Raw genomic sequence first — 16,505 nt, 5'->3', positions numbered from 1 at the left:
CCATGGCACAGCGCATTGACGTGCTCAGCATTTTCCCCGAGTACATGGATCCTTTCCGCCACGCCTTGCTGGGCAAAGCCATCGAGCAGGGCATCTTGAGCGTTGGCGTGCACGATTTGCGGCAGTGGGCAACCGACAAGCACAAGTCCGTAGATGACTCGCCTTACGGGGGTGGCCCCGGCATGGTAATGAAACCGGAGATCTGGGGTGCAGCGCTTGACGACGTCGCCGCGCGCACAGGCCCGGCTGCCGCAGCCGATTTGGAATCCGCACAGCCACACTTGAACCGACCACGCCATGATGAGCTTCAGGGCGTGGAACGACATCGCTATCCCTCAGCGCCTGCCGATGAGCGTCCCCTACTAATCGTGCCTTCCCCTGCGGGTGTGCCTTTCAAGCAGGCGGATGCTCAGCGTTGGTCGAATGAACCCCACCTTGTGTTCGCTTGCGGGCGCTACGAGGGCATAGATCAGCGAGTCATTGAAGATGCGCGTCGCACCTATCGGGTGGAAGAAGTGTCCGTCGGTGATTACGTCCTGATCGGTGGAGAAGTTGCCACGCTGGTGATCGCAGAGGCCGTGGTGCGCCTCATCCCGGGAGTCTTGGGTAATCGCCAAAGCCACGAGGACGACAGCTTCTCGGATGGGCTGTTGGAAGGCCCTTGTTACACAAAGCCGAGGGTGTGGCGTGACCTTGAGGTGCCGGAGGTATTGCTTTCGGGGAATCACGAACTAGTGGCGCGGTGGCGCAGAGAAGCTTCCCTGAGACGCACATTGCAGCGCCGCCCTGAATTACTGGAGCAAGCTGGTCTAAGCCAGCAGGATCGCGAATATCTCACAACATTGGAGCAATCATGAGACCCATTGCTACAGACCTGCAAGTTCTGATGAGTCAGCGGGATTGGCAACAGATCTCCGCGGTGCTGCCCGAAGCGCTTTTGGCCGCGGGTTATCGTGCTCAGCAGATTCACGGCGAAGAGGTGGATCTCACCTGCGAGCCGGACAATATGCTCATCACCCAGTATCAGCAGCAGTACGGCCAGCTCGCGCCTGCGCTGCGGTTGTATCGGGTAGTGATCAACGGCGAAAGCGACCTTGATCTGCGCAAGGCAACCCGTGTGGTGGTGGATAGCTTCCCGCCGGCGACGTTCTGGTACGGCACCACCAATGAAGGCCACATCACCCCTGGCGTGGATGCTGCTTGCGCCTGGCAGGGCTAATGCTCTTGCGGGATCTGCGGGCGCTAGAATCGCACGAATGACATCGCGCATTGCAGTAACTATTGCCGAAGAATTACATGTTGTTCCAGCCCATGTCGAGGCCGCAATTGGGCTGCTCGACGAAGGCAACACGGTGCCGTTCATCGCCCGCTATCGTAAGGAAAAGACCGGTGGTTTAGACGATACGCAGCTTCGTAGCATCGAGGAACGCGTGGTGTACCTGCGCGAACTTGAAGCCCGCAAAGCGACGGTGCTGCAGGTCATTGATGAGCAGGGAAAACTCAGCGCTAACCTCCGCGCGCTCATCGAAGCCTGTGACACGAAGGCTCGCCTGGAGGATCTCTATCTGCCCTTCAAGAAACGGCGGAAAACCAAGGCAGATAAAGCGCGCGATGCAGGTTTGGAGCCGCTGCTTGACCAGCTTATCGACGCCCCCGGGGCCGACCCCGAGCAGCTCGCACAGGGCTACCTGAACTCGGAGATCCCCGACACGAAGGCCGCGCTCGATGGTGCCCGCGCCATTTTGGTGGATCGTTTTGCTACGGACGCTGAAGTGGTTGGCAGTGTGCGCGAGGAATTCTTTGAACACGGAACCATGCGCTCAAGCGTGGTCGAAGGCAAAGAAAACGAGGGCGCGAAGTTCCGCGACTACTTTGATTTCTCGGAGCCCTTCACTTCTCTGCCGAGCCACCGAATTCTGGCGCTGCTACGTGGAGAGGCCGAAGGTGTGCTCAGCCTGCAACTCGATGCAGGCGATGATGCCCAATATGAGCACTTGATTGCTCAACACTGCGGTTTGGAAGATGCTTCGCACTGGGTGAAAAAAGCCATTGCCTGGGGCTGGCGCACCAAACTTGAGGTGTCCGCCGGATTGGATGTGCGCATGCGGCTGAAAGAGTTCGCCCAAGAGCAAGCCCTCGAAGTATTCGCCAAGAACCTTCGAGACGTCTTGTTGGCGGCCCCGGCAGGCGAGCGCGCCACCCTCGGGTTAGATCCCGGGTATCGCAATGGTGTGAAATGCGCCGTGGTTTCATCAACCGGCAAGGTGCTGGACACCATGATCGTGTATCCGCATCAGCCGCAGCAGCGCTGGGATCACGCGGTCCAGGTGCTCGCCGGCGCCTGCGCAACACACAAGGTTGAGCTCATCGCTGTAGGCAATGGTACTGCCTCCCGTGAGACAGAAAAGTTGGCCGCTGAAGTAGCCGACATGATCAAAAAAGCAGGCGGCCAACGTCCAACGCCGGTGGTGGTGAGCGAATCGGGCGCCTCGGTGTATTCTGCTTCGGAACTGGCAGCGCAGGAATTTCCCACCATGGATGTTTCACTGCGCGGTGCGGTATCCATTGCGCGTCGCCTGCAAGACCCTTTGGCAGAGCTGGTCAAGATCGACCCAAAGGCTATCGGTGTGGGGCAATACCAACACGACGTGCAACAACAAGCCCTGGCACGCACCCTCGATGGTGTGGTGGAGGACGCGGTGAATGCCGTGGGTGTGGATGTCAATACCGCCTCCGCGCCACTGCTGGCTCGAGTGGCGGGCGTGAGCCCAAGTATTGCCGAACACATTGTCACGCACCGCGATGAGCACGGGGCGTTTCCAAACCGTAACGCACTGAAGAAGGTGCCGCGCTTGGGGCCAAAAGCCTTTGAACAGTGCGCAGGCTTCCTGCGCGTTCGCGGCGATAACCCCTTGGACTATTCTGCGGTGCACCCCGAGGCTTATGCCATCGTGGCAGACATTGCGGAAAAGACTGGGCTTGGGGTAGCAGAACTCATCGGCAATTCAAGGGTGCTCAGCGCGCTGAACGCACAAGATTTCACAAGGGATGGATTTGGTGAGCCCACTGTCAAAGACATCATCGCTGAGCTGGACAAGCCGGGGCGCGATCCGCGACCCGAATTCACCACTGCATCTTTCAAGGAAGGGGTGGAAAAGATCAGTGATCTGCGCGAAGGCATGATCTTGGAGGGAACGGTCACCAATGTTGCTGCCTTCGGCGCGTTCGTGGACGTCGGCGTACACCAGGATGGCCTGGTCCACGTTTCAGCCATGGCAAACCGCTTCGTGAGCGATCCGCACGAAGTGGTTCGCTCTGGGCAAGTGGTGAAAGTGAAGGTGATCAACGTCGATGTAGAACGCAAGCGCATTGCACTCAGCATGAAACTGGATGACGCTGCCCAGAAGAAACAACCGCAAAAGAAGAGCAACAGGGGCCGCAAGCAATCCAAGCCACAAGGAAACTCGGCGATGGCCGAGGCTTTGAGGCGCGCCGGGTTGTAAAGATTTGTTTTGGTGCGCCTTGGCTGGCATAATGGCTCAAGTTGTTCGCCTTGCATTGTCCAAGGTGGGCTGCAACTTTTGCTCCGGGCACGAACCAGCCGAGCGCCCCGGGAGGGGAGAAGCCGCTAGGGTCCTCTGTCCTAGAAACATTATGAGGAATATTCATGAACATTCTTGACAAGGTCGATGCAGCGTCCATGCGCGACGACATCCCGGATTTCCGTCCGGGCGATACCCTCGACGTTCACGTAAAGGTGATCGAGGGTCAAAAGACCCGTACCCAGCTCTTCCGCGGCGTCGTGATTCGCCGTCAGGGTGCAGGCGTGCGTGAGACCTTCACCGTGCGCAAGGTTTCTTTCGGTATTGGTGTGGAGCGTACCTTCCCGGTGCACACCCCCAACATCGACAAGATCGAGGTCGTTTCCCGCGGCCGCGTGCGTCGCGCAAAGCTGTACTACCTGCGCGACCGCAAGGGCAAGGCAGCCAAGATCCGCGAGCGTCGCTAATAGCTACGCCGCAACGTACTCAAGGCCCTTCGGGGCCTTTTGGCGTTTTCAGGGCACAAGGCTTGGGGCTCAGCGCCAGCACAAGCCGGTGCGAGCATTTCACTGCCGTTATCTGATCAAGTACACATCGAACGGCGGTAGCCGAAGTTCTTGCTCTAGGGCAACGCGGAGCTGAACTCTAGCGACGCACGCAACGATGCCCGCGTTACTGCACCAATTGCTCAACGCAATTGGGTACCCGGTGAAACAGCTGCTGATATCACCCCATACGCTTCGCCCGCCGTGGCGGGGGTTGCCACACACTGTGACCAGATCCTTAGCACTTCGAGGCCATTGCCCCAGCATGTGAGCATCTGACGGCGGGAACGTCGAAAAGCTACCCGCGGTGCTAGAGTGCAATCCGTGAGCGAAGCCGAAAACCCCACACCGAAGGCCGAGAAGAAGCCCCTTCCTTGGTACGTCGAAATTCCGCTGGTCATGTTCGTGACCCTGGTTGTGATTGTGCTGATCCAGACGTTCATCGGCCGCCTCTACGTCATCCCGAGCGCTTCCATGGAGCCCACGCTGCACGGTTGCGCGGGATGCACCGGCGACCGAATCATTGTGGACAAAATTACCTACGATTTCTCCGACCCCAAGCCGGGGGACGTGGTGGTGTTTAAGGGCACGGACTCGTGGAATGAGGGGTTTTTCGCGCCGAAGTCGGAGGGGAATCCCGTCACCGGTACCCTTCGCAACATTGCCTCCTGGGTGGGGCTTGCTTCAACCGATGAAAATGACCTGGTCAAACGTGTCATTGCCACCGGTGGGCAGACGGTGCAGTGCCTTGAGGGAGACGAAGGCCTCAAGGTCGACGGCAAGCTGATCGATAATTCTTATATCCAAGATCCTCCCGCCAACCCCATCAGTGGCCCCGGTGGTTCCGAAGCGTGCGGTGGACCGTACTTTGGGCCGGTGAAAGTGCCAGAGGGCAACTTGTGGGTGATGGGCGATAACCGCACCAATTCCGCTGATTCGCGCTACCACATGGGGGATCAGTACCAGGGCACCATTCCTCAAGAAAATGTTATCGGCAAGGTTCGCTGGATCGTCTTCCCCTTCAGCCGCATCCAGAGCGTGGACTCTTACGACATTCAGGGTTAAGTGCGCACCCTCAAGCAACTACGAACCTTCGATGTCGCGCTCGACCGTGCGGGATTGGGCCCAGTTGCGGGCGTAGACGAGGCTGGCCGCGGCGCCTGCTGTGGCCCCATTTCTATCGCGGCGTGCATTCTGCCAACACATGTTCTCCCCGCCCTCGACGGCCTCAACGATTCCAAGGCATTGACCTCTGCGCGCAGAGATAAGCTTTTCGACGCCATCCGTGCCCACGCCCTGGCGTACCACATTGTGCATATATCGGCGAAAGAAATCGACGCCTTCGGCATCCAGCACGCCAATATTTCCGGCATGCGCCGAGCGGTGGCCGGTTTAGATATTGCGCCCGGTTATGTGCTCACTGATGCAATGAAAGTCCCGAGCATGGGGTGTGCGATGTTGCCGATGATCGGTGGTGATGCCGCGTCGAGGAGCATCGCTGCTGCGAGTGTGTTGGCGAAAGTGTCGCGGGATCGGGTCATGGAATCCTTGGATTTCTGCTTCCCCGAATATGGGCTGGGAGCCCACAAGGGGTACGGAACGAAGTCTCATATGAACGCGGTGCGCCGCCACGGTGCAAGCCCAGAACATCGTTATAGTTATGCCAATGTGCAGAAAGCCCACCGTGAATGGCTTGAGCTGCAAAAGCGATGATGAGAAGAGGGTGTCCAGGTGAGTGCCGAAGATCTAGAAAACTACGAGGCAGAAGTCGAGCTTTCTCTCTATCGCGAGTACCGCGATGTTGTCAGTCAATTTTCCTACGTGGTTGAAACCGACCGCCGATTTTATCTTGCTAACGCGGTGGAACTCATCCCGCATACGCAGGGTTCCGACGTCTACTACGAGGTGCGAATGTCTGATGCCTGGGTGTGGGACATGTACCGAGCCGCACGCTTTGTGCGTTATGTCCGCGTCATAACCTACAAAGACGTCAATATTGAAGAGCTGGATAAACCAGATTTCCTGATGCCGGAATAATCGTCATGTGATTGCTGCCGGGCGCTTGAAGGGGCTGAGTTCCCTTGGGCGCCTTTTGCTTTTGCCTGTGGATAAATGTTCGGCCGTATGCCCGCTTTGCCACCGGCTATCCACAGTGCGCGAGGAAGTCATCCCAAAATGGTGGCGTGTTCAGCGCCTGCCCAAGCACACTGCTGCTGTAAGCACATGTGAGTTCGAGGGGGATGAGTGGATACACAAAGCACAACAAGGGCCGCGGCGAACAGTGCGCTGCACGGTCGGGGGATAGATGGACGCTGCACGTTAGGTGCGGCAGGGGAGGATCGAACTGCTGCCTGGTACGAGGCGCAGGGCTATGAGGTGCTGGCGAGCAATGTACGCACGCCTTTCGGAGAAATCGATATTTTGGCGCAACAGGCTGGGCGTTTGCACGTCATCGAGGTAAAAACTCGATCCCACGACGCCTTCGGTGGGGCTGAGGCCGTAAATGCCCGCAAGTTGAAAAAGCTGCGAAAGTCCGCCGCCTGGTGGCTTCAGCAGCCGGGGCAACGCGGCCGCTTCGAGCGAGTGTGTTTTGACGTTGTGGAGATCGTGGGTCCCTCGATGACCCTATGGCAGGAGGTTGAACATGGCGCTAGCTAACACGCTCTCTGCGGTGGTGCTCGGAGTTGGCGCGCGGGTGGTGAATGTGGAAGCCAATATAGGCCCAGGGCTTCCCGGCACGTACATTGTGGGGCTTGGCGACGCCGCCGTGACCGAAGCCCGCGATCGCCTCAAAACAGCGGCGCAGAATGCTCGATTGGGATGGCCAAAGACCAAGGTAATGATCAATTTATCCCCGGCGTCTTTGCGCAAGCACGGCACGATGATGGACTTGGCCATGTGCATGGCGGTGCTGGCAGCCCAAGATTCCGCAATGGATATAGCTCATGTGATGTTCCTTGGTGAAGTCGGCCTGGATGGACGAATAACGGCCGTACCCGGCGTGGTGCCTGCGATTCTCGCGGGCGCCCGGGAGGGGCTCGGCCTGGCCGTGGTGCCGGAGGCTAACGCACCAGAAGCAGCAAGTGCTGCCCCCTCCGGCTTCACGGTGTTAAGCGCCAGACACATCCTCGATGTGGTGCAGTGGGCTGCGGGGCAGGTAGAGCTTCCGGCGGCGAGCTCGAACGGCCCTAGGATAAGGCGCGCGTCTTCGATATCGAATGAACCGGATATGCGCGACGTGATCGGGCAACCGGAGGCCAAGCGCGCGGCCGAAGTAGCGGCCGCTGGTGGGCATCATTTCATGATCCTTGGACCTCCGGGATCGGGTAAGTCGATGATTGCCCGGCGCTTTGCGGGGATATTGCCGGATCTTGACGAAGATGCACGCAGGGAATGTCAGAGCATTGCCTCAGTTACTGCTTCGGATTGGCACCGAATACCGTTTGTAGCGCCGCATCACAGCGTGAGCAAGGCGGCGTTAATCGGTGGTGGCTCGGGCAGACCCACGCCGGGTGCGGTTACAAAGGCGCATCACGGAGTGCTCTTTCTGGATGAGGTGAGCGAAATCCCAGCACCAGTACTTGATGCACTGAGGATCCCGCTCGATCAAGGAAAAGTGGAACTGATTCGGGCGGACGGCAACACCACTTTCCCTGCACGTTTCCAATTGGTACTTGCGGCGAATGCTTGCCGTTGCGGTGCGGCGGAAAGCAGCGATTGTCAATGCTCGGCGCGTCAACGAGCCAGTTATCTGCATAATCTTTCCGGGCCCTTGTGGGACAGGATCGACATATTGGTGCACACCCACCCCAAGGGCAAGCTTCACGACGACGCCGGCGAATCCTCAAACACCATTGCTGATCGGGTTGCAGAGGCACGTTGCCGGACGCAGCATCGGCTTGCTCAAATGGGTATCGCCGTGAGCAGCAATGCAGCAGTGCCCGCAGGACGCTTGAGAAGGGAGTTGCCCGCAACACCCGACGCCATGGCGCTGCTGGAAAGCTACTTGGCGGTTGGGGCGTTGAGCCAAAGAGCCGTGGACAAGACGCTGAGGTTAGGATGGTCGATTGCGGATCTTGCCGCCGCACAGCAGCCGAATATTGATCACATCGCGCAGGCACTGGAGTATTGCGGCAACGCCAAGGGGGTGCTGGTGTGAAAAGAATCGAGGCGTGGGCCTATCTCTCCCGAACTATCGAGGGGCCGAATCGACACTTGCAACGTCTCCTGGCGGACGGGAGGGAGCCGGAGGCGATAGCCCAAGGAATTGCCAGACGCGAGGTGTGGATTGGCCACCTTCTCGCGCAGACGCAGTCACGCTACGCCGAAAACCGCAGCAAGGAAGATCTGGCAGCGATCAACGCGATTGGAGGACGCCTGGTTACTCCCGACGATGCCGAATGGCCACGCGAAGTGTTGGATCAAGCCTTCGGTTTCGCTGCTTCCGGTTACAGCGAACATGCTCGCGCACAAGCCGAGGATGCGGTGGCTCCTCATGCGCTGTGGGTAAAGGGAGCGCACCTCAAGGAACTATGCCAGCAAGCCGTAGCGATGGTGGGCACCCGGGCAATGACGCAATACGGCAAGGAAGTCATTGCCCGTTTTGCTCCTGAGTTTGCGATGCACCGCTGGACAGTCATCTCCGGTGGCGCACTTGGAGTAGACACAGAAGCCCACCGACAGGCGCTCATTCACGGTGGCGCGACGATTGCCGTGGCTGCATGTGGTTTGGATCGGCATTACCCCGCGCGCAATCGCGAACTGTTTCAGCACATCGCGAAAAACGGGGCGCTGGTGAGCGAATACGCGCCGGGCATGGCGCCCCATCGTCATCGTTTCTTGACCCGAAACCGTCTGGTAGCGGCGTTGAGTCAGGGCACGGTAGTTGTGGAAGCCGCGTGGCGTTCTGGCGCGTTGAATACCTTGAAGTGGGCGCAATCGTTGGGCAAAGTCACCATGGCGGTTCCCGGACCGGTGCATAATGTGGCTTCGCTGGGGTGTCATGAAAAAATCCGCCAGGGCGACGCGCAGTTAGTGTGTTCTGGCCAAGAAGTTCGCGCTCTTCTTGAGTGCGTTGGGACAGTTGACGTTGAGGGGCAGTATGAGCTGGACTTCGCCGCCGATCCAATTCAGGGGTTGTCTCGCAACGAGCTACGGGTTTTTGATGCGCTTTCGATGGAGCCTGAAGATGCTCACTCCATTGCAGGTGAGGCTGGCTTGAGTGCTGGTCTGACTTTGCACCTTCTGGTGACTCTTGAGCAACGCAATGTCGTGCAGCGCGTTGGTGCAAAATGGATTCGGGGTACCGCTGCTGGTGGGTAAGGTGGGGGACTATGGGCACCACGCAAATGCTTGAGCTTATCGACGACTACGCCGATCATCTGCGGCTGGTCCTCGGAAGGTCCGAGGCCACAGCGCGTGGGTATCGTTCGGATTTGCGGGCGTTTGCGCACACCAGACCGACGTTGGACTACGTCACGCTGGAGGATTTTCGTGAGGCTCTGGGTGAATCGGCAGAAGCTGGGGCTTCGAGGGCGACGTTGGCTCGCCGAACTGCCGCCATGAAAGGCTTTAGTTCCTGGCTTTATGCGCAAGGCTATATCCAACAGGATGTTGCGGCGCGGCTTCAAGCACCGCGGGTTGAGCGCTATCTGCCTAAGGTGCTCACTGAACAAGCAGCCGCTGCGTTGGTTCAGCCGCAACATGAGGGCAAGGAGTCGCCCAAGGCGCTAGCCGAGATGCTGCGTGATCGCGCAATTTTGGAGCTGCTCTACGCCTCAGGGATGCGAGTTTCAGAGCTGGTAGGCCTAGATCTTGGCGATGTGGATACCAGCAAAAATGTGGCCAAAGTTCTGGGTAAAGGCAATAAGCAACGCGTAGTGCCGTTTGGTTCGGCCGCCAGTTCCGCGGTGCAGGAGTGGATTGGGCAGCCTAGGAATTTGTTGGCAAAGCCTGATGAACGTGCGCTGTTTGTCGGGCTTCGTGGTGCGCGTTTGAATCCGCGCCAAGTACGCAGGTTGGTTGAGCGTCAGGCCAACGCGGTGGGTGCAGAAGGCGTGGGGCCGCATTCCTTGCGCCACAGTGCGGCAACGCACCTGCTCGATCACGGTGCAGACCTCCGGGTAGTACAAGAACTCTTGGGGCACTCGTCCCTGCAAACCACTCAAATCTATACCCACGTCAGCACTGCGCGGCTTCAAGAGGCCTTCCGTCAGGCGCACCCGCGTGCTTAGCGCACTGGTTTGAGGCGGATCACTGGCTGATCCAATAAAGACAATGGATTGATATACGATTTCGGCCCGGTTTTAACGCCCCAGTGCAGGCCGTCATGTTCGGCATGGCCGGGCATGACCGTGCCAATTACATCGCCTTCTTCCACGAACTGACCTTGACGCACACTCGGTGCCACTGGTTGATAGGTCGATCTGAGTCCGTCACTGTGTTGAATGGACACCACCGGTGTCCCAGCGATCACACCGGCGTAGATGACTTCACCCGGTCCAGCAGCGTGTACCGGTGTGCCCGGAGGCATTGCCAAGTCGACGCCGCGATGACCCGGCAGCCAATCGCGCTCAGGATTGTCGAATGCCCTGGTTACGCGGCCGGGAGAATCCTTGCCTGTCGCAGGTGACACGTATCCGAGGGCCGCAGGTGTGCCGGCGAAGCACAAAACGACGGCGAGAGTGAATACAACAATGGTGCTTCTCATGTTGCACAGTGTGCATTTGGGGCAGGGGAGCGTCGACAAGCAAGTTTCCGAGCTGTGGAGAAAGATACCGCTGTGCACACTGTGACCAACTTTTCCACAATAGCCCGATGAGTTTGGTGAAACCCCCAGGAAGGGAATATGATACCCGGTTAGCAGTGTGTCTGTGCAGTGCAAGCTGGACTGATCGCTGACTACGCGCGACCGCGAAGGGTAACACCACCAGCGCCAACAAGGTCCCAGGGAAACCTGGGTGTGGGCGTTGGAGCGCCGGTAGCCAGGGCGTGGGGAGAACCCACGCAAGACAAGAAAACCGAACCACATACTTGAAAAGGAGCACCATGGCTGTTGTAACCATGCGTGAACTGCTCGATGCTGGTGTGCACTTTGGCCACCAGACCCGTCGTTGGAACCCAAAGATGCGTCGTTTCATCTTCACCGACCGCAACGGCATCTACATTATTGACCTGCAGCAGACCCTGACCTTCATCGACGAAGCTTACGAGTTTGTTAAGGAAACCGTCGCTCATGGCGGCACCATCCTGTACGTGGGCACCAAGAAGCAGGCTCAGGAGTCCGTGAAGAACCAGGCTGAGCGCGTTGGTATGCCTTACGTGAACCACCGCTGGCTCGGCGGCATGCTCACCAACTTCCAGACCGTATCCAAGCGTCTGCACCGCATGAAGGAACTGCAGGCAATGGATGCTGCTGAGGGCGGTTACGAAGGCCGCACCAAGAAGGAAGTTCTGATGCTCACCCGTGAGCGTCAGAAGCTCGAGCGTGTCCTCGGTGGTATCGCTGAGATGGGCAAGGTGCCTTCCGCAATGTGGATCGTGGACACCAACAAGGAACACATCGCTGTGAACGAAGCTCACAAGCTGAACATCCCTGTGGTTGCCATCCTCGACACCAACTGCGACCCCGACGTTGTCAACTACCCGGTTCCCGGTAACGACGACTCCATCGGCTCCATCGACGTGCTCACCCGCGTGATTTCCTCCGCCGTGACCGCTGGTAAGCATGCTCGCGAGGAGCGTCAGCTCGCCGCTCAGAAGGAAGCCGCTGGCGACGCCGACAAGGGCGAGAAGACCGAGGTTGCTGCCAAGGTTGAGGCCACCGAAGAGGTAGCTGCTGAAGCAAAGGCTGCTGAGTAATTTCCAGCACCTGATAGCAACGCTTTAAGGCCCCAACTTTCACAGCTCCTCGAGCACACGAAGGCTGGGGTCTTTGTATTAGCAATGCTGTTTGTATGTGGCTTGCAGTGCCCATCACCTGGAAGGAAGAGGCATGGGCGCGACACAACGCAAATATTGACCGCTGAACGCGCGAACACCCGCTGCGTTGATTACAGTGGGACAACGAACACTTCCTCAAAACATACGAAACAAGGAGGGTCGCCCCAGATATGGCGAACTACACCGCAGCTGATGTGAAGAAGCTTCGTGAGCTGACCGGCTCCGGCATGCTTGACTGCAAGAAGGCACTCGACGAGACCGACGGCGACTTTGACAAGGCCGTTGAGATCCTGCGCATCAAGGGTGCTAAGGACGTTGGCAAGCGCGCCGAGCGCAACGCCACCGAAGGCCTGATCGCAGTGTCCGGCAACACCATGGTTGAGATCAACTCTGAAACCGACTTCGTTGCAAAGAACGCTGAGTTCAAGGAATTCGCACAGAAGGTTGCCGACGCCGCAGCCGCCGTTAAGGCTAATTCCCCTGAGGAACTCGCTGCTGCTGAGGTTGACGGTAAGCCCGCTGCCGACGCCATCCAGGAGCTTTCCGCCAAGATTGGTGAGAAGCTTGAGCTGCGCCGCGCCGTCACCCTCGAGGGCGAGAACCTTTCGGTGTACCTGCACCACCGCTCCGCCGACCTTCCCCCGGCAGTTGGTGTGCTCGTTGCTTACACCGGCGAAGGCGAAGAGGCCAAGGCTGCCGCACACGCTGCTGCTATGCAGGTGGCTGCGCTGAAGGCTCAGTACCTCACCCGCGAAGATGTTCCTGCGGAGGTCATCGAGAAGGAGCGCTCCATCGCAGAGCAGATCACCCGCGAAGAGGGTAAGCCCGAGCAGGCTATCCCGAAGATCGTGGAAGGCCGCCTCGGTGGCTTCTACAAGGACGTTGTCCTGCTCGAGCAGGCTTCTGTTGCAGACAATAAGAAGAACGTCAAGCAGGTCATGGACGAAGCAGGCGTAACCCTCACCGGTTTCGTTCGCTACGAAGTTGGCCAGCACTAATTCGTGCTTGATTGTGCCCGCCCCCTCGTGGGGCGGGCCTTTTGCTTATCGACGTTCCACGCGCACCTGCGGGCCGTTTGCGCCAAGGAAGATAAGCTCGAGGCGATCGACGGTGATGCCCATAGCCTTTTCCACGATCCGGGCATATACCTCTAGCTGGAGGAAATAGCTTCCGATCGTTTCCGGTGTGGCGGCGCGGTCGGTCTTGAAATCCGCGATGACCCACTCTTGGCCATCAAGGTAGAGCACATCGATGATGCCTTCTACGGCCACTTCCTCGATTCGATCAAATACCGGCAGTTCGCGATAGACCTTCTGTGCCTTCAGGCTGTACTGGTAAGGCTCGGATGCCGCAAAGCATTCGGCTGCAGCAACCACGTCCGCTATCGCCTGCGGATCAAGATCGTGCAGGGGAGCGATGGATTCCGCCAGTGCTTGGGCGCTTCGCCCCTCGGGCAGCAGCTCCATTACTTCGTGTACCGCTGAGCCAAACGAGGTTCCACCGGCGGTAGACAGCGTGAAGTCACCGAGCACTTTCGTGTGGGGATCGCGTTCCATGGCGAGTAGATCGCGAATACGAATACCGGTTGACATCGTCGCGGTGCAATGGTGTTCAGCTTCTGGCTCTGCACTGCCACCCGGCTCTCCTGCATGATCTGCTGCATGAGCGATGGAAGTAACCGAGATGCGTGGGGCTTTCGTGGCCGCATGAGCAAGGTGTGCTTGTAATTGGGCAACGTGCTGCCTTGCTGCATCGAGATCCAGATGCCCGGGTGCCTGATCCTCCTTGGGGAGTGGGCGGTTCGCGCCCGGTAGTTTGTCCGCACTCACCATCGGCAGGTGATGGCTCAGATTCCGCAGAGCGTTATACAGGGGTGCCCCATAGAACTTGGTGGAGGCATACCCTCCTGATTTGAGTGGCGGTTCGAGCGGAATGGCCAGCGTGTTGCGGGCACGGGTAGCTGCAACGTACAACAGACGAATTGCCTCGAATTGAGCGGCGAGCTTTTCGTATTCTGCCATGGCATCGTAACCAGATGTTGTAAAATTGCCCAGCTTAAACTCGAGCACTCCTGTGCCTTTGTCCAACCCGCGCGCTTGTACGTGGTGGGATTTGTGGTGCGCCATGCCTGCAATAATCACCATAGGGAATTCTCGTCCCTTGGAGCGGTGAATTGTCATCACCCGCACACCTTTGGTGCCGTTGTCGAGTACGGGTTCGGATATGCCTTGTGAACTGGTTGCTTGCTGCTCTGCCCAGCGCACGAATTCGCGAAGACCGAGCCCTGTGCTGGCTACGAACTCTTCTACGATCTCCAACAGGAGTGTTACTCGCGGGAGGTTATTGCGCTGCGACGGCTCCGCGACCAATGCTTCGCCCACAGCGGAAGATGCCACGAACTGTGCCATGAAAGCGTGAAGTGGCAGCTTGCGGGTGAGCATGTGCTGTTGGTTCAGCCACGCCTTGGCTTGAGAAACCGGATGGTCCTCCGGGGGATTTTCAAGTTGATGGTGCTCTGCGAGTTCCCGATCACTACATCCCAGGATTGCGGAGCGCAATGCCGCGACGTGGGTGAACTTGTCTGCGGGGTCTGCGAGGGCGCGCAGCACGGTGAGCAACTCGCTAATCTCCGGGGCGTTGAAGAGCTGCGTTGATCCTTCGGAGACGTAGGGGATGCCCTCTGCAACCAGCAGATCAATAACTCGACGTGCGATGGTGTGGGTGGGCACGAGGATGGCGATGTCCTCCAACTCCAATGGCGCGGTTCCGCTTTGGGCGTCCTTCAGGTATTCACCGAACTCATTCGCCATGGCCGCCTTGATAAGGGAGGCGATGTCGGCCATTTCAATTTCACGGTGGGCGGTGCTGTCAGATCCCTTGGTGCCAATAGCATCGACGGCGTCTTCATTGCGCAGGATGAGCACCTGGCCTGGGTGATCTTTGGTGGATGTTGGGTACTCCATGGGTATGAAGTCCACGACGCTTGGTGCATCCTCCACCGATTGCGCTTGGTGAGCAGCCTGGGTGAAGAGCTCGTTGAACATTAGGTTCACCCCGTCCACAACCGCCGGCGCGGAGCGGAAGTTATTGGCAAGGTGTACTACGGAATGTCCGGTCTCGCCGAAAGTGGGGAATTCCTGGCGTGCGTGCATGTATGTGTCAAGATCCGCGTTGCGGAAGCGATAGATGGACTGCTTGGGATCGCCCACCAAAAACAGTTTGCCGGGGACCGGTTTTTCCGCTGAGCCACGGGCGATGTTGCGTAGGATCTCGAGCTGGGCTGGATCGGTGTCTTGAAACTCGTCCACGCAGATGGTGTGAAAGCGTTCATGCAGTGCTTGTGCGATCGCTGAGTTTCGCACAAGCCGCTGTGCCAGGTAGATCATGTCGTGGAACTCGATCAAGCCGGTGCGGCAGCGTTGCTGTGCTAATGCCACGGTGCGTGCTGCGAGCACCGCTCGCACCTGAGTCAGCGCGCGGTGGATTGGAGCTAGGCGCTTCTTGTCCAGGTTCCTGAGCTCTTCTTCGATGGAATCCTTGACTTCTCGCGGCGTCGTTCCCGCCCACTTTGCCTTGGCTCCACCACGGAAATCGAGGTGGGGTTTGCAAAAATGCTCGGGGTGTTTGCCTTGTTCCAGGTGTTCGCGGAGCTCTGCTTGTAAGGGGGCGATCACGTTGACAAAGCACTTGTCGGAGTGGTCGGTGCACAGTGAACCAAGCTGTTCTACACGGTTAAGCATGCCACGCAAATATTCCACGGTGAGGCGCTCGGCCGGATGTGTGGGGGCGGCAAGCGTTTGATCCAGCTCGCCCCAGTGAGCGTCCATCCATCCCACGACGTCGCCAAGTTGGTTCACCCGAACCTCATTGGCGGTCAGGCACTCTAGTGCGCCGCGTAGATCAGCGCCACTGACTGGAACTGGGAGCTCGTCGACAAGCCTGTTCGTTTCTGCATCACCTTGGAGGGAAGCACTCAGCAGCGCGAGAGTTTCATTAACGCGTTCGGCGCTGGCGACGTCGGCAAGCAAGTCATTAGCCTTCTCCACGCGGGGCGGAAGGCCCGCCTCGAGGGGGAAGATTTTGAGGATTCGCATGCAGAAAGAGTGCAGGGTTTCGATGGCAGCACCGGGCAGAGCTTCGAGTGCTTCGCTGGCGCGTTGCTTGGCCAGTTCTGTGTCTTTGAAGGTGCGTGGTCCAGCGTGTTTGATGTCCAGTTGGCCACTGCGTGCGATCTCAGAAAAGTTGCGACGCAGGCGCGTGACGAGCTCGGCTGCAGCGGATTCGGTGAATGTGATGGCGACAATGCGTGAGATCGGCACGTCGTTTTCAATTACGAGCGTGATGATGCGACTGACAAGCTGGAAGGTCTTTCCGGAACCTGCCCCAGCCTCGACGAAGATTGACTCTTCAACCTGATGAGTAATCAGGTGGCGGTTGGCGTCATCGGAGTTGTTAAGATTTGGTTGTTGCGCCACGA

15 protein-coding genes are annotated in these 16,505 nt (G+C 58.4%); 13 read left to right on the top strand and 2 right to left on the bottom strand.

Going from position 1 to position 16,505, the window contains the following annotated elements; genetic code table 11:
* Nucleotides 1-2 precede the first annotated feature (2 nt).
* From trmD to CGERO_RS06835, 11 genes are all read left to right on the top strand, one after another.
* Nucleotides 3-857, top strand: coding sequence for a tRNA (guanosine(37)-N1)-methyltransferase TrmD (trmD, locus tag CGERO_RS06885; RefSeq protein WP_123934489.1), 855 nt, complete (start codon nt 3-5; stop codon nt 855-857).
* Nucleotides 854-1,219 (top strand): hypothetical protein, encoded by a 366-nt coding sequence (locus CGERO_RS06880; RefSeq protein WP_123934487.1) that lies wholly within the window; start codon nt 854-856, stop codon nt 1,217-1,219. The genes trmD and CGERO_RS06880 overlap by 4 nt, the downstream gene beginning before the upstream one ends.
* A 37-nt stretch (nt 1,220-1,256) precedes the next feature.
* Nucleotides 1,257-3,503, top strand: a complete 2,247-nt coding sequence (locus tag CGERO_RS06875; protein ID WP_123934485.1) for a Tex family protein — start codon at nt 1,257-1,259, stop codon at nt 3,501-3,503.
* 164 nt (nt 3,504-3,667) lie between these two features.
* Nucleotides 3,668-4,009, top strand: a complete 342-nt coding sequence (gene rplS, locus CGERO_RS06870; RefSeq protein ID WP_123934483.1) for a 50S ribosomal protein L19 — start codon at nt 3,668-3,670, stop codon at nt 4,007-4,009.
* A 393-nt stretch (nt 4,010-4,402) separates the two neighbouring features.
* On the top strand, nt 4,403-5,152 hold the full coding sequence (gene lepB / locus CGERO_RS06865) for a signal peptidase I (protein ID WP_245998800.1): 750 nt from the start codon (nt 4,403-4,405) through the stop codon (nt 5,150-5,152).
* A complete protein-coding gene (locus tag CGERO_RS06860; RefSeq protein ID WP_123934481.1) occupies nt 5,153-5,800 on the top strand; it encodes a ribonuclease HII in 648 nt (215 codons plus the stop codon).
* 18 nt (nt 5,801-5,818) lie between these two features.
* On the top strand, nt 5,819-6,124 hold the full coding sequence (locus CGERO_RS06855; RefSeq protein ID WP_123934479.1) for a DUF2469 domain-containing protein: 306 nt from the start codon (nt 5,819-5,821) through the stop codon (nt 6,122-6,124).
* 207 nt (nt 6,125-6,331) lie between these two features.
* Nucleotides 6,332-6,745, top strand: a complete 414-nt coding sequence (locus CGERO_RS06850) for a YraN family protein (RefSeq protein WP_245998799.1) — start codon at nt 6,332-6,334, stop codon at nt 6,743-6,745.
* Nucleotides 6,732-8,246, top strand: coding sequence for a YifB family Mg chelatase-like AAA ATPase (locus tag CGERO_RS06845; protein ID WP_123934477.1), 1,515 nt, complete (start codon nt 6,732-6,734; stop codon nt 8,244-8,246). Before CGERO_RS06850 ends, CGERO_RS06845 begins: the two co-directional genes overlap by 14 nt.
* Nucleotides 8,243-9,409 (top strand): DNA-processing protein DprA, encoded by a 1,167-nt coding sequence (gene dprA, locus CGERO_RS06840; RefSeq protein WP_123934475.1) that lies wholly within the window; start codon nt 8,243-8,245, stop codon nt 9,407-9,409. Before CGERO_RS06845 ends, dprA begins: the two co-directional genes overlap by 4 nt.
* 11 nt (nt 9,410-9,420) lie before the next feature.
* The gene (locus CGERO_RS06835; protein WP_245998798.1) at nt 9,421-10,320 is read left to right on the top strand and encodes a tyrosine recombinase XerC; all 900 of its coding nucleotides are present in this window, start codon (nt 9,421-9,423) and stop codon (nt 10,318-10,320) included.
* Here CGERO_RS06835 and CGERO_RS06830 read toward each other — a convergent pair.
* Entirely contained in the window at nt 10,317-10,796 is a 480-nt protein-coding gene (locus tag CGERO_RS06830) for a M23 family metallopeptidase (RefSeq protein WP_123934473.1), read from the bottom strand. The two genes, CGERO_RS06835 and CGERO_RS06830, sit on opposite strands and share 4 nt — an antisense overlap.
* A gap of 338 nt (nt 10,797-11,134) precedes the next feature.
* Here CGERO_RS06830 and rpsB point away from each other — a divergent pair, with 338 nt between their 5' ends.
* Together rpsB and tsf are read left to right on the top strand one after the other, a co-directional pair.
* The gene (gene rpsB, locus CGERO_RS06825; protein ID WP_123934471.1) at nt 11,135-11,947 is read left to right on the top strand and encodes a 30S ribosomal protein S2; all 813 of its coding nucleotides are present in this window, start codon (nt 11,135-11,137) and stop codon (nt 11,945-11,947) included.
* A gap of 251 nt (nt 11,948-12,198) precedes the next feature.
* The gene (gene tsf, locus CGERO_RS06820) at nt 12,199-13,026 is read left to right on the top strand and encodes a translation elongation factor Ts (RefSeq protein WP_123934469.1); all 828 of its coding nucleotides are present in this window, start codon (nt 12,199-12,201) and stop codon (nt 13,024-13,026) included.
* A 45-nt stretch (nt 13,027-13,071) separates the two neighbouring features.
* Here tsf and CGERO_RS06815 read toward each other — a convergent pair whose 3' ends face one another.
* On the bottom strand, nt 13,072-16,503 hold the full coding sequence (locus tag CGERO_RS06815) for a UvrD-helicase domain-containing protein (RefSeq protein WP_123934467.1): 3,432 nt from the start codon (nt 16,501-16,503) through the stop codon (nt 13,072-13,074).
* Between the last annotated feature and the right edge of the window lie 2 nt (nt 16,504-16,505).

The organism is Corynebacterium gerontici (assembly GCF_003813985.1).
Lineage (GTDB): Bacteria > Actinomycetota > Actinomycetes > Mycobacteriales > Mycobacteriaceae > Corynebacterium > Corynebacterium gerontici.
The sequence above is the reverse complement of the archived record's forward strand: the minus strand, read 5'-3'. Positions and strand labels throughout refer to the sequence as shown.